Source organism: Desulfovibrio sp. 7SRBS1, assembly GCF_049723905.1.
Taxonomy (GTDB): Bacteria; Desulfobacterota; Desulfovibrionia; order Desulfovibrionales; family Desulfovibrionaceae.
Genome location: NZ_JBJKFD010000001.1, coordinates 106,290 through 118,908 on the forward strand (window position 1 = coordinate 106,290; position 12,619 = coordinate 118,908).

The 12,619-nt window shown below is 55.9% G+C and carries 12 protein-coding genes; 2 read left to right on the forward strand and 10 right to left on the reverse strand.

The window, feature by feature from the left end; translation table 11 throughout:
* Positions 1-381 precede the first annotated feature (381 nt).
* Together ACI0FJ_RS00570 and ACI0FJ_RS00575 are read left to right on the forward strand one after the other, a co-directional pair.
* Positions 382-819: an RrF2 family transcriptional regulator gene (locus ACI0FJ_RS00570; RefSeq protein ID WP_424297905.1), complete on the forward strand. Its 438-nt coding sequence runs from the start codon at positions 382-384 to the stop codon at positions 817-819.
* Positions 820-866: 47 nt separating this feature from the next.
* Entirely contained in the window at positions 867-1,991 is a 1,125-nt protein-coding gene (locus tag ACI0FJ_RS00575; RefSeq protein ID WP_424297906.1) for an NAD(P)/FAD-dependent oxidoreductase, read from the forward strand.
* A gap of 111 nt (positions 1,992-2,102) precedes the next feature.
* Here the strand turns inward: ACI0FJ_RS00575 and ACI0FJ_RS00580 are convergent, their stop codons facing one another.
* The 10 genes from ACI0FJ_RS00580 to ACI0FJ_RS00625 form a co-directional block, all read right to left on the reverse strand.
* A complete protein-coding gene (locus ACI0FJ_RS00580) occupies positions 2,103-3,479 on the reverse strand; it encodes a sugar porter family MFS transporter (protein ID WP_424297907.1) in 1,377 nt (458 codons plus the stop codon).
* A 291-nt stretch (positions 3,480-3,770) separates the two neighbouring features.
* Positions 3,771-4,157, reverse strand: a complete 387-nt coding sequence (locus tag ACI0FJ_RS00585) for a response regulator (protein WP_424297908.1) — start codon at positions 4,155-4,157, stop codon at positions 3,771-3,773.
* A complete protein-coding gene (locus tag ACI0FJ_RS00590) occupies positions 4,154-4,588 on the reverse strand; it encodes a response regulator (protein WP_424297909.1) in 435 nt (144 codons plus the stop codon). The genes ACI0FJ_RS00585 and ACI0FJ_RS00590 overlap by 4 nt, the downstream gene beginning before the upstream one ends.
* Positions 4,589-4,603: 15 nt before the next feature.
* Positions 4,604-6,340 (reverse strand): sensor histidine kinase, encoded by a 1,737-nt coding sequence (locus ACI0FJ_RS00595; protein ID WP_424297910.1) that lies wholly within the window; start codon positions 6,338-6,340, stop codon positions 4,604-4,606.
* A gap of 261 nt (positions 6,341-6,601) precedes the next feature.
* Positions 6,602-8,035 carry a transferase gene (locus tag ACI0FJ_RS00600; RefSeq protein WP_424297911.1) on the reverse strand — a complete coding sequence of 478 codons (1,434 nt, stop codon included), beginning with the start codon at positions 8,033-8,035 and terminating at the stop codon, positions 6,602-6,604.
* Between the two features lie 82 nt (positions 8,036-8,117).
* Complete coding sequence (locus tag ACI0FJ_RS00605; protein ID WP_424297912.1) at positions 8,118-9,584, reverse strand: DASS family sodium-coupled anion symporter; 1,467 nt, start codon at positions 9,582-9,584, stop codon at positions 8,118-8,120.
* Between the two features lie 30 nt (positions 9,585-9,614).
* On the reverse strand, positions 9,615-10,163 hold the full coding sequence (locus ACI0FJ_RS00610) for a CBS domain-containing protein (RefSeq protein WP_424297913.1): 549 nt from the start codon (positions 10,161-10,163) through the stop codon (positions 9,615-9,617).
* 39 nt (positions 10,164-10,202) lie between these two features.
* Positions 10,203-10,571, reverse strand: coding sequence for a hypothetical protein (locus ACI0FJ_RS00615; protein WP_424297914.1), 369 nt, complete (start codon positions 10,569-10,571; stop codon positions 10,203-10,205).
* 208 nt (positions 10,572-10,779) lie between these two features.
* On the reverse strand, positions 10,780-11,130 hold the full coding sequence (locus tag ACI0FJ_RS00620) for a NifB/NifX family molybdenum-iron cluster-binding protein (RefSeq protein ID WP_424297915.1): 351 nt from the start codon (positions 11,128-11,130) through the stop codon (positions 10,780-10,782).
* A 7-nt stretch (positions 11,131-11,137) separates the two neighbouring features.
* Positions 11,138-12,592, reverse strand: a complete 1,455-nt coding sequence (locus ACI0FJ_RS00625; RefSeq protein WP_424297916.1) for a sigma-54 interaction domain-containing protein — start codon at positions 12,590-12,592, stop codon at positions 11,138-11,140.
* Positions 12,593-12,619 lie beyond the last annotated feature (27 nt).

The window sequence follows — 12,619 nt, forward strand, 5'->3', positions numbered from 1 at the left end:
CGGCAGAAATACATGCCGCCTCTTTTTTTTTCGCATAGAGGGAAAACGGGAGACATTTTCCATGATGCTTCTTCTGTGGGGGCTCATTCTTTTGCAGAAAAGGGTGCGTCGGCATGTCTCTTTCGGGATGATCTTACTGGTGGAGTCTTGTTTTTGAAATTTGCTCTGCATCTGCTTGCAAAAAACGATGCAAAATCGTGGAGTATTGCTGGCCGGGCTTGCCTCACCCACGGTTGCGGGGTAGAGTCGATTCTAGGGGATTGAACACTTCTTGATTTGAACAATGTTTGTACGGAATGGACAGCTAAAACGGTCCGTTTATTTTGCGATTTTTGTATTGCCGAATGCTTCCCATGCCGTACCCATAGTGGAGACAGTTATATGCGGATGACAACTCGCAGTCGTTACGGCACGAGAATGATGCTCGATATCGCCTACCATGGGCAGGACGGACCTGTTCGTGTGAACGAGATAGCCCGGCGACAAAACCTCTCAGTCAAGTATCTGGAAAAACTGGTCCGCGAGCTCAAGGCCGCCGGATTGGTCAACAGCAAGCGCGGCCCCAAAGGGGGCCATTCTCTTTCCCGCCCACCAAGTGAAATTACCGTTGGGGACATCGTACGAGTGCTTGAAGGCGGAACCACGTTGGTGGACTGCGGTGTCGACGAAGAAAGGTGCGAACGTGCGGAACATTGTCCTACCCGGGACGTGTGGGTGCGGGCCGCCAATGCCATGTACAACACGCTGGCGGAAGTAACTTTGGACGACCTGCTGCGGGATTACGATATTGCCGATCTCGGCCCCTGCGCCGATAAATAGAACAGACTTTTACGAGTTTTTTTCCCGCCCTCAAAGTGGGAGGTCTCATGGGCAAGCGTCTTGTTCTGGCGGGCGGCGGGCACGTCCACATGTCCGCAATGAAGGGTTTGGAGCAATTCACACGGGTTGGGCACGAAGTTATTTTGGTAAGTCCGGACGAGTACCACTACTACTCCGGAATGGGGCCGGGACTGCTGGGTGGCATGTACCGGGCTGAAGATGTTCGTTTTCATGTGGCCCGCATGGTGCAGGACAGAGGCGGGCAATTCGTGCGGGGAGCGGTTGAGCGTATCGAGCCGGACTCCCGGCGCGTTGTCCTGAAAGACGGACAGGATTTGTCCTACGACGTACTCTCTCTGAACGTCGGAAGCCGCGTTCCCCTCAATTTCCCCGGTGCCGAAGATGCGGACAACCTGTTCGCCGTCAAACCCATCCAGGAATTGGTCGCGGCCCGGCAGAAGATCCTCGAATTCATCCACAAAGGCATTCCCCTGCAGGTACTGGTTGTTGGCGGTGGTCCCGCCGGGCTGGAGTGTGCGGGCAATATTCTCGGACTGGCCGAAGAGCACGGCGGACCTGTCGTGGTCAGCGTGGTTGCTGGCAGCCGGTTCATGGGGCGCTTTCCTTCCCGTATCCGTAGGCTTGCCCTGGACAATCTGTCCAGACGGGGGGCCAGAATTTTGGAAGGCGTCCGTCTGGATCGTTTCAATACCAACCAGGCTGTGCTTTCGGATGGTTCCCGCATCGCCTTTCATGTGGGCATCCTGGCTGTGGGGGTGAGCATGCCGGAAGTGCTGGCCGACTCCGGTCTGGACTGTGGGCCGGGCGGGGGAGTGCTGGTCAACGAGCATCTGCAAAGTGTTTCCCATGCCGAGATCTTCGGCGGCGGAGACTGCATCGATTTTCAGCCGTCGCCATTGGACAAGGTCGGCGTGTATGCGGTCCGGGAAAATCCTGTACTGACGCATAACCTTCTGGCGGCTTTGGATAGGCGCCCCTTACAGACTTTTGATCCGGGAACACCCGACTACCTGCTGCTCTTCAACCTGGGCGACGGTACGGCAATCTTGTCCAAACATGGTTTTTCCCTGCGCCATGGCCTGGCAATGAAACTCAAGGACTACATCGACCGCAAATTCATGCGGGAGTTTCAAGTGTCGGGAGAAGTCTGACCCGGCAACGCTATCGTACCTTTTCAATCAACAAGGGCCTCCTGGAAAAAATCCGGAGGCCTTTGTTGTTGCAGGGGAAAGCGTTTTGAGGCTGCTTCGGCCGCCTCGATTTTACACCTTTCCCAGGTCTTTTGCGGGAACCCCGGTCTTGAGATTGTGCTCTATTGCTTCCAAGGTCACTCCCCTGGTCTCCGGCACATATCTTCGGCAGAAGACCCAACCGGCCACTCCGACCAAGGCGTACAGCCAGAATGCTCCAGGCTTGCCAAGCGTTTCCGTGATGGACAGGAAGGTCATTGCCACCACAAAGTTGAAACCCCAGTTGGACAGTGTTGCCACACTCATGGCCTTGCCCCGGATGGTGGTGGGATAAATTTCGGAGATGAGCAGCCAGGCAATGGGGCCCAGGCTGATGGCGAAACATGCGATGTAGGCCAACATGCTGCCGATGGCGATCCACTTGAGCAGACCACCCAGCTGTGTCTCAAAAAAGAAGGCGCCGCCCAGGACCACCAGGCTGGCGCTCATGCCCAGAAGGCCGAACGAAAGCAGCGGCTTGCGCCCAAGTCTGTCGATGAGCCGAATCGATACAATGGTGAAGAGCACATTGATGATGCCAACGCTGACCGTGGCGGTAATGGCCGAAATTTCCGACGTGAACCCGGCCATCTGGAAGATGGTGGGGGCGTAGTAGATGACCGTGTTGATGCCCGTGGCCTGTTGGATGAGCATGATGCCGACGCCGATGATGAGGGCCGGGCGCAGCCAGGGGGCAAGCAGGTCGCGTAGCGTTCCCTGGTTTTCTGCCTCGCCCATGGTTTGGCGTATCATGGCGGCTTCTGCCGCGGCTTCGTCTGAGGGCAGGAGTTTTTTCAGCACGTTCATGGCCTCGGCGTCGCGGCTTTTGGACATGAGCCAGCGGGGAGTTTCCGGCAGAAAGAGCATGCCGACAAACAATGCTATGGCCGGGACAACGCCGCACAGAAACATGACGCGCCAGCCCAGCCCCAAACGGGCGCAGGCATCATCCACAAAGTAGGAGACCAGGATGCCGATGGTGATCATCAGCTGGTTCAGCGAGACAAGTGCCCCCCGCATGGCTGGCGGAGATATTTCGGAAATATACAGCGGCACGCAGAACGAGGCCACGCCGATTGCCATGCCGAGGACAAGGCGTCCGTAGGCGAGTCCGATCATGTTTTGAGCCATGGCCGCCCAAATGGTGCCGAAGGCAAAGACAAGGGCTGTGATCAGAACGACTTTTTTTCTGCCGAATCGGTCAGTTACCTGGCCGGAGAAAAACGCTCCCAGCATGGCTCCTATCAGAACGGCGCTGACCACGATTTCCTGTTGCAGTGCGCTCAGGGCGAACTCCTGGCGGATGAACAGCAACGCTCCGGATATGACACCCGTGTCGAACCCGAAAAGCAGGCCGCCCATGGCGGCCACGCCTGCCACGACATACGCGAATTTCGATGTCTGCTGCATCTCTTCTCCTTATCCATACGGGCTGGTGTGCCGGTGCAATCTTACAGAAGCCTCTGTCTGGATACACGCTTTCCCTGTTGCAATACAGGGGGGGCGGAAAGGAAAAACGTCTTTGTTTCCGTGCGCGGAGATTGGGGAGGGCGGAAGGGGAGTAAGCAGGCATGGCCGTCGCACAGGATGATGCGGGTTGCGGGACCATGCCTACTTGGGGCCTACTTGGGGCCTACTTTGGGCCTACTTTGGGCCTGCCTTGGAATTCGTTGGGGCGGTAAAGTTTTTTTCGTTGGACGGTTACCTTCCGGCCATGGCTCGGCGGATGCTTTTTATGATGTCGTCCAACTCGGTAGGCTTGACCAGATAGTCGAACGCACCGAGTTTGAGACTTTGCTTGGCCTCGGCCTCTCCACCGTGGCCGGTAAGGATGATGACCTTGAGCCTGGGGTCCATTATCTTGCAGACCTTGAGCGTTTCAAGCCCATCCACATCCTCCATTTTGAGATCAAGGAGGATTACTTCGAAATCCTGTTTGCGCAGGGTCTGAATGGCCTCCCGGCCGCTGTTGGCAACGGCGGTGTTGAGGCCGCGTACCTCCAGACGCTTGGAGAGCGCTTTGGCGTAGGACGCTTCATCATCAACAATCAGCACCCGGACAGGAAAATCGACTTTATCCGGACTCATCCCGCGTACCTGTTGGTGATTTCCTTGAGCTGGGCCTGCATGATCTTTTCTTCATGCCGTTCCTTTTTTTCCTTGGCCTGGCTCACCACCTGTATGAGGTTCTCGATATCACAGGGCTTCATCAGGTAATCGAACGCGCCTTTTTTCATGCCATCGATGGCTGTTTCTATGGTGGCATGGCCGGTCAGCATGATGACTTCCACCAGGGGGAAGCGCGTGCGGATTTCATGCAAAACCTGCAATCCGTCCATGCCCGGCATTTTCACGTCCAGAATGAGCACGTCGATTTCATTGTCCTTCTCCAGTATTTCCAGCGCTTTGGCTCCGCTGTCTGCGGTACGGACGTCCAGATCGCGCGAGGAGAGTCTTTTTTCCATAATAGCCAGAAAACTCGTTTCATCGTCAACCAGAAGAACCTTGGCGATGGTCATGTTATTCTCCCATTGCTATGAGTTGCGTTGTTCCTTGGTGGAAATCGGAATACTCACGTGGAACACCGTGCCCACGTTGACTTCGCTTTCCACGGTTATTTCCCCACCCATTTTGTTCACCACACCAAAGCAGATGGCCAACCCAAGGCCAGTGCCCTTGCCAACGGGCTTGGTGGTGTAGAAGGGTTCGAAAATTCGGGCCAGATTGGCCGGGGCAATGCCCTGCCCGTTGTCCTCCACATCGATGACGATATGGTCGTCCTGGCTTTTTGCGCGGACGACGATACGCCCCGAATCTTTTTCTATGGCGTCTATGGCGTTGTTGATCAGGTTCAGGACCACCTGTTGCAGCTCCGTGGACGAGGCCATGATTGCCGGCAGGCCCGGCTCGAATTCCTTTTCCACGGTAATGTTGTTGAAGCGGGCCTTTTGCGCCGTCAGCGAGATCATCTCCTGCAGCAGGTCAATAACGTCCACTTCGTTCACCCGCGGGTCGGTGCGCCGGGCAAAGCTCAAAAGCTTGTGGGTTATCTCCTTGCAGCGTCGTCCCTGGATGTTGATTTCACTCAGGGAGTCGTTGATCTCCTTCATGCCTTCTTCTTTCTTGTAGTCGCCCAGTTTTATGAGATCCTGTATCCAGCCCGCCGATTCGATCATTATCGCCACCGGGTTGTTGATCTCGTGGGCAATGCCCGCAGCCAGTTCCCCGATGGCGGCCAGCTTGCCTGTTTCCACCATTTGCTTCTGCATGACTTCCTGGGTCTTTTCCGCGGTGCACAGTTTGCGCAGCATGCGCGTGGACAGGTAGGTCACGGTGATGACGATGCAGAGCGCGCCGAAAATAGTGATGGCCAGACCGGCTATGCGGGCGTTGTACAAGGTGACGAGGGCGTCGCTTTTCAACTGCTGCACAACCAGAATCCAATTGCTGCTTTTCAGCGGGGCGGTCACAAGAAGGTACTGCTTGCCGTTGCTTGCGGTATGTTCGCGCAGAACAGGACTTGTGCCGGTATAGGGCGTGTTGACCAACAGCTTGATGATGTCGGGATCAATAGCAATGTCGCTGCGCCGTTGGGTCTGGAAATGGCCTTCGCGGTTGATGACAAAGGCGGCTCCGGTTTCGCCTATGCGTATGCCTTTGACCAGGGCGTTGAAGTCGGCAAAGTTGATGGTGGCGCGCAAAAGCCACGGCTTGCCCTGGTGCATGATCTGCGACGTGACGATAAAGTGGGGGATGCGCCGGATGCCCAGAAAAACATTGCTGATGAATGTTTTTTTCTTGATGGCCTGGCGGAACCATTCGGCATCGGCGTAATTGGCTTCACCAAGTTTGTAGGGCCCGGCATAGGCCACTTGGTTACCTTGCTGGTCGATCAGCCCGATGTCGTCGAATATACCGGGATACACGGCTTTGAGGTTTTCCAGGTGCACATCCATGCTGCGCGGTTGCAGCAGCTCTTCCGCGCTGCTGGATATGGTCACCATGCGGATGTTGGCCTGCCGTTCGGTCAGGTATACGTCAATATCGCGGGCATTGCGTTCCACGAATGCCTTGAGATAGTCGCTGACCTTTTCGGAATAGGCCGAGTCGAAAAAAGAATAGAGAACCCATGTACTCAGAAACAGGGCGGTAAGGGATACCAGTATGGACATGAACATCATACGCCGTCCCAGGCTGATGCCTGTCATGTCCTGTTGAGCCTCGACTTCTGTTTTTCGCGAGAAGCCTACGCTCCGTGTTTCGCCAGCCATATGACATCTCCCTGTGTGTCAGGGTTACGGTCGTGCCGGTGATCGTTGCGGTGTCTGCGCAAACCATCCGGCCCGCCCCGTTACCAAACGTGGGTCAAATGCCGCAGCCGCCAAGGTAAAGGTCCCTCCCCAGTTTCCTTTTCCCGGTTTCGTATAGTTCCGTATAATGCAGGGATTGCGGAAATTTCCGGCAATCCTTTTTTGTTCAGAGGCCGCCCGTTCGGTTTGCAGACGAGACGGACAGCCTGTTGTTTTACGACCCTATTCCGGGTCGATCGGAGCGATGGTCATATCCGGACACATGCCGCGCATGTCGCTGTCGTGATAGGACTGCATCAGGTTGAAGGAAACCTGGCGCGTCTTCTGTGCGTGTCCTGCCGTTTCCGGGCTGCCGTCGTAGTAGGCGCCGTTGGCTTCCAGAATGTGTTCAATGCGGTGTTGAAATCCTTCCACAAATTTGGCGCCGCTGCCCTGGAACTGCATGTTGCCCAGGCTCAGGGATTTGCTGTGGGCCAGTTCTTCCAGTGCAATGGAGTTCAGTTCCAGATCTTCCATGGTTTCAATGTGGCCCCAAATGAGCTGGTTGTCCGGAATCTGGATGGGCTCCTTTGCATCGATGATGGTATGCGGCATCACAATGCAATTGCGGCCTATCTTGATGCGTGCTTCGGGGGTGCCGTGCACAAAGGAGTTGAATCCCACAAAGGTCTTGCGCCCCAGGTCGGCGTCGATGACTTTGCCGCCGTGGGCGGTGACGTTGAGGCCTTCGTATGTGGAGTTGATGATGTAGCAGTTTTCCTGGGCATTGGAACAGTCGCCCAGCGAGGAGTTTTCAATGTAGGCGCGTTGGGCCACCAACACGTTTTCCCCCACCGCGTTTTCGCCTTTGTACACGGCGTAGGGGTTGGCATAGGCTTCGTCCGGTACGGCGCACGAAATAACCGGGTGCACCGCCGTGTATACGGATTCGAAGTCTTCCTTGCGGCTTTCCACAAAATCCATGAACAGCCCCTGCGGGCGGTTGTCCGGCCCGGCCGTGATGTATTTTGCCAATGTTTCGGGATCGTGCCGGTAGGTAAACTCGAAAGTACCGGGCATGCGTATCCACACACATCCCGGGTCCACACGCCTGTCCATCAGTTCCCCGGCCTGGACATAGGCGTACGCGCCAATGGAGCAGGAGCGGAATGTGGACAGGTCGGCCGTGGCAAAGGGGCCTATGAAGCAGCCTTCCACGGAGGTTCCGTGGATGTTGGCATACTGCATGGACAATGTGTTGTGGATTTTGAAAACTTCCACGTTTTCCGGGTCGTGGGAGTTGTTGTGCACCAGGGTTTTTACCAGAAAGCTATGGCGTATTGCTATGCGTTCATTGTCGAACAGCCGCACCTTGTGCCCGTGTATATCGACAATGTCGCCTTTGCGTTTCAGTTCATCCCCACGGATGTCGCTCTTGTAGAGAATGGAGTGGTCCACCTCGGCCCGGCCCAGAAAATAGGTACCCGCCAGACTGGAGTACTTGAATTTGAAATACAGCGGATGTTGCGTGGTGAGTGCGTAGAATGCGTAGTACAGCGCGTGGCTGTCCAAGGGTATCTGTCCTTCGATGTAGCGGCGGGCGTCAAATCCTGGATACCGGAGGTTGACGTTCACCCGCTCGGCAATATGGTCGAGGAGCTTGCTCAGTGTTTTCATTAGTCCGTGGTCCCTTCCGTTGAAGCGTTGGTGGGCACGTCGGGGGGAGCTTCCCTCTCCCCCCGACGTTTTATTTCAGCAACTACGGTGTGGGTATGGTTACAGGCATTCCCATGATCGGCCAGATCACGTAGGCAGCCAGGGCAACCACAACCATGAGCAGAATACTAGCTGGGATGCCGTAGGTAAAGAACTCACCTGTAGTGAATTGTCCCGAGTCGTAGGCAATGGCGTTGGGCGCGGCACCGACCAGAAGCAGGAAGGGCATGCCCGCCGTTACCAGCGAAGCGTACAGGATGACGTCCGGGGCCACGTGGAGGTACGGAGCAATGACCAGGGCAACGGGCAGCGATATGGCTATTGCCGCAACGTTCATGATGAAGTTGGTCATAATCATGACGAAGAAGGCGATGCTCAGTACGAAGATGAACCAGTTTGCTTCCTGGAACATGGCCAGCCAGTTGACGGCCATCCATTTGGCGGCTCCGGTTTCCCAAAGGCAGAAACCGATGCTCATGGCACCGGCAAAAAGCAGGATGATGTTCCAGGGAATATCTTCCAGATCTTTGAGATCGAGAATCTTGAATACAAAGAACAGCACGCTGGAAACCAGGATAAGCGCAGTCTTGTCCACGGCGTGGAGCGCGGGCACGAAGGCGCGCAGGCTCATAAGCACGATGACGCCGCCCACGATGATTGCGGCCATTATTTCGTTGCGTGTAAGCGGCCCCATCTTGGAGTTGAGGTCTCTGGCCTTTTCACGCAGGCCGGGGATGGTGGCCTTTTCCGGCTTGCAGACGATCATGAAGAATCCCCACAGCAGGAGGACCATGAGCCAGCCGATGGGGAACATGTACCAGGAGAGTTCGAAAAAGCCGATTTCGCGGTGGACAACTTCCTTGAAGAAGCCAAGGGCCACCGCGCCACGGGCCGCGCCCAGCAGGGTGATGATGGAACCGGCACCGGCAACATAGGCCATGCCGATAAACAGCCCCTTGCCGAACTTGGTGGGCTTTTTGCCTTCGCCGTACAGGCTGTAGATGGCCAGCAGCAGCGGATAGATGGTGGCCGCAACCGCGGTGTGGGCCATGATGTGCGTAAGCAGGGCGGTGACCACGAAAACACCCAGATAGATGCGGCTGGTCTTTTCTCCGACGATTTCGAGCATCTTGTAGGCCAGTCGTTTGGTCAGTCCGGTCTTGGTAAAGACCAGCCCGATCATGATGGAGGCGAAGATGAACAGAACCGACGGGTCCATGAAGTCTTTAAAGGCGACCTTGGCGGGCCGGATGAGAAACATGACCTGAAGAATGCCGATAAGCAGGCTGGTTATGCCGATGGGCACGACCTCGAAAACCCACCATGTACCGGCAATAAGAAAAACCGCCAGCGCGCCTTTGCCTTCGCGGCTGAGCACGAAATGCTTGCCCAACGGGTCTACGGCGTCGGGCAGAGGCGGACAGTAGTACATGAGGCAGAAAAGGCTCACGCCCAGGAGCATGAACACCAGTCGTTTCCAATTGAAAGTGTTGGTCTGAGCCAAATCCATTTTTGCAACCTCCGTTCTTGCGATGGCCTTTTACCTGGTCGCGCAGCCTAACATGCAGGCCCGTATCTTTTCGAAGACGTCGCCGAAACGGAGGACGCCTGACACCTTGCCATTGTTGTCACGGACGAGCAGGGGCTGGTGAACCCCTACCATGTAACGGTGGATGGCACGCTCCAGGTCGTCGTCTTCGGATACGAACTCGCCTTCAAGGGGAGTGTGCATCACTTCGAGCACGCTGGATTCCTTTCCACTAGTGCAGAGGTTGGGGAGGGAGTCCGACCACAGGTCGAATTCCCGAAATATGGAGGCCACGTATTCGCTGGTAAGGACTTCGTGTTCCACTTTCCCATCGGTAATGCGTCTGTAATTTGGTTCGAGTGATTGAAAGATATCAATCATGGTGACTTTTCCCAGAAGCTCGCCGTTGTCGTCGAGCACAAGCACGTCGCGGTGGGCGTGGCCATTTTGGCCCTTGCCCTTGAGGTCGGCGTCCAATGCCAGGAAAACATCCAAAAGAGTGGCATCCTTGTGAACGGTCACATACTGGTCCACTGGGATCATCAATTCCTTAACTTTCATTGCGATCCTTCCTGCTGGTGGATTGGGACTATGGTCGAGTTACGATTCGTTACCCATACGAAGCGTCGTGGTGAGAACATCCTTCAGTTCGCCGATATTTACGGGGGTGGCGATTTCCGTCAGCGCACCGTATTTCATGGCGTCCATGGAGAGGTGGACATCACCTGAATGATTGATGAGGACGACTTGCGCGTTGGGACACAGATCCCTGATCTCCGGGATGAAAGCGAGCCAGGTCTGCTCCCGGCTGGAAAGCCCGAGCAACAAAGCTTTCATCTTTTTGCCACAGGCGAGGCATCTGGCCTCGTCCAGGTCTCCGGTATCCAGTGACGCAATTCCGATTTTGCTAAGCTGCAAAGCCAGATTGCTGCGAAACGCGTTGTCGCTATCAACAATCAGCACGTTCATAGCCCAGTTGTTCCTTGTGAATGTGTACCGGTTAACCCAAACCGGTAACCTCTTTATAACAAGGATTATGCCGTAAATCTATAAATTAATAAAAACAGCCTGTTGTCTTATGCTGGGTGGGGGAATGAGAAAAAAGAGACAAGGATAAAAGACAGAATGAAACAATATGAACTGTTTTGGATGGGTGATTATGAAACTAAATGAGACGTTAGGACTCTTCCTGCCCTACATATGCGCCGGGGTGGAGTCGTTCTTCGAGGTGTGATTTTACCGCGGCTTCGGCTAGCCCTACCACGTCATCATACATGCGCACTCCCTTCCACTGGAGAAAATCGTAGTATTCACCTTCTATTCCGGCACAGATAACCGTCTTGATGCCTTCGGTGATCACCAACCGGCAGACTGCCTCGGGGGAGGCACTGTCCAAAACCACCAGCTTGTCTTCCCTGGCAACGAGTTCTTTGTCGTGGCGGACCACGGTTACAATGAGCACGTCGGTCGCCAGGTCAAAGCGCGGTGCGATGTCGGCGTCGAGCAGGGGGATGAGGATTTTTTCCATGCGTGTTTCAGTCCAGTCCGTGGTTTTTCATCTTGCGCCACAGGGTGCTTCGCCCCCATCCCAGAATAGCTGCGGCCTTGTGCTTGCGTCCGCCGGATTTGACAAGCGCGTCCAGTATCATCCGGCGCTCCACATCCTCCCAATTGGCGTCCGTCCCGATGGTGTGCCCCATGCTGTTGCCTGGCGCCGCATCCATAGAAAAGGGGGGCATGCCGTTGCCGTTTGTGACCAGGGAAGTGGGTTCCGGGAGCGGACCGGGAACTGCATCGGGGCGGCGCAGATAGCTTGGCAAATGGCGTACATGAATAATCTCGCCGTCACAGAAATTGACCGCGTATTCTATTACGTTGCGCAGTTCGCGTACATTGCCCGGATAGGGATAGGTGTCCAGCAGGTCGATGGCCCGCTCGGAAAAACCAGTGATGTTTTTGCCGAAACGTTGGCAGAAGCGGCGCAGGAAGTGGTCCTGCAGTAGGGTGACGTCGCGGCCGCGTTCCCGCATGGGGGGCAGGTGCAGGCGGATGACGTTGAGGCGGAAAAAAAGATCCTGTCGGAAACGGTTTTCCCGCACCATGCTTTCCAGGTCGCGGTGGGTGGCGACAACGACGCGGACATCCGAGACAGCGCCTTTTGTGCTGCCCAGCGGATAGATGACCTTGTCGTCCAGAAACGACAGCAGCTTGACCTGCAGATGCAAGGGGAGGTCGCCTATTTCCGTGAGAAACAACGTGCCTCCGTGGGCCAGCCGGAATCGGCCCGGCTTGTCCTGGTCGGCCCCTGTGAAGGCCCCCTTGGCGTGGCCGAACAGTTCGGATTCCAGAAGGGTATCGGGCAGCGCGCCGCAGTTCACCTTGATGAACGGTCCGCCGGAACGTTCGGATGCCTTGTGGATGGCTTCGGCCAGCATGTCCTTTCCTGTGCCGGTTTCGCCCGTGATGAGGACGGAGGAGTCGGTCTGGGCAACGCTTGGCACCATTTTGAACACGCGTTCTATTTGTGGACTTTTGCCGATGAGGCCGCCGAAACTGTATGTTCCGGGACCGGGGATTTCATGCTCTCCGGTAGCTGCCGCCGAGGTGACGGTCTCCACAATGCCCACCTGGCGGCCCTTGCCGTCGAGCAGCGGGGCTATAGTCAGCCGGACCGTGAGTTTGCGGCGTTCCCGGTTGATGATGGTGGCTTCGGATTTTTGTGGCTCGAAAGAGTCTATCTGGGTGCCGTTTCCGGCGTGGACGGGACAGCCCCGGAGACAGTAGTCGCAGCGCAGGGCGTGCAGGCATCCCAGGCCGATGATGTTCTCGCGCGCCGCTCCGGTAAGTTGTTCATAGGCGGTGTTGGCCAACATGATGTGGCCTGTTTTGTCCATTATGCAGACGCCCACGGGCAGTTCGTCGAAAAAATTCAGGAATACGCCCGGAGCGGACAAAACCCCGCCCAGATGATGTACTGCGGAATCCATCATGCTAGTCCAGTAGCACGGCAAGGCATG

What these genes read in the sequence shown, in the direction of transcription:
- ACI0FJ_RS00570 (WP_424297905.1), top strand. Translation starts at nt 382, where the DNA reads ATGCGGATGACAACTCGCAGTCGTTACGGCACGAGAATGATGCTCGAT.
- ACI0FJ_RS00575 (WP_424297906.1), top strand. Translation starts at nt 867, where the DNA reads ATGGGCAAGCGTCTTGTTCTGGCGGGCGGCGGGCACGTCCACATGTCC.
- ACI0FJ_RS00580 (WP_424297907.1), bottom strand. Translation starts at nt 3,479, where the DNA reads ATGCAGCAGACATCGAAATTCGCGTATGTCGTGGCAGGCGTGGCCGCC.
- ACI0FJ_RS00585 (WP_424297908.1), bottom strand. Translation starts at nt 4,157, where the DNA reads ATGAGTCCGGATAAAGTCGATTTTCCTGTCCGGGTGCTGATTGTTGAT.
- ACI0FJ_RS00590 (WP_424297909.1), bottom strand. Translation starts at nt 4,588, where the DNA reads ATGACCATCGCCAAGGTTCTTCTGGTTGACGATGAAACGAGTTTTCTG.
- ACI0FJ_RS00595 (WP_424297910.1), bottom strand. Translation starts at nt 6,340, where the DNA reads ATGGCTGGCGAAACACGGAGCGTAGGCTTCTCGCGAAAAACAGAAGTC.
- ACI0FJ_RS00600 (WP_424297911.1), bottom strand. Translation starts at nt 8,035, where the DNA reads ATGAAAACACTGAGCAAGCTCCTCGACCATATTGCCGAGCGGGTGAAC.
- ACI0FJ_RS00605 (WP_424297912.1), bottom strand. Translation starts at nt 9,584, where the DNA reads ATGGATTTGGCTCAGACCAACACTTTCAATTGGAAACGACTGGTGTTC.
- ACI0FJ_RS00610 (WP_424297913.1), bottom strand. Translation starts at nt 10,163, where the DNA reads ATGAAAGTTAAGGAATTGATGATCCCAGTGGACCAGTATGTGACCGTT.
- ACI0FJ_RS00615 (WP_424297914.1), bottom strand. Translation starts at nt 10,571, where the DNA reads ATGAACGTGCTGATTGTTGATAGCGACAACGCGTTTCGCAGCAATCTG.
- ACI0FJ_RS00620 (WP_424297915.1), bottom strand. Translation starts at nt 11,130, where the DNA reads ATGGAAAAAATCCTCATCCCCCTGCTCGACGCCGACATCGCACCGCGC.
- ACI0FJ_RS00625 (WP_424297916.1), bottom strand. Translation starts at nt 12,592, where the DNA reads ATGATGGATTCCGCAGTACATCATCTGGGCGGGGTTTTGTCCGCTCCG.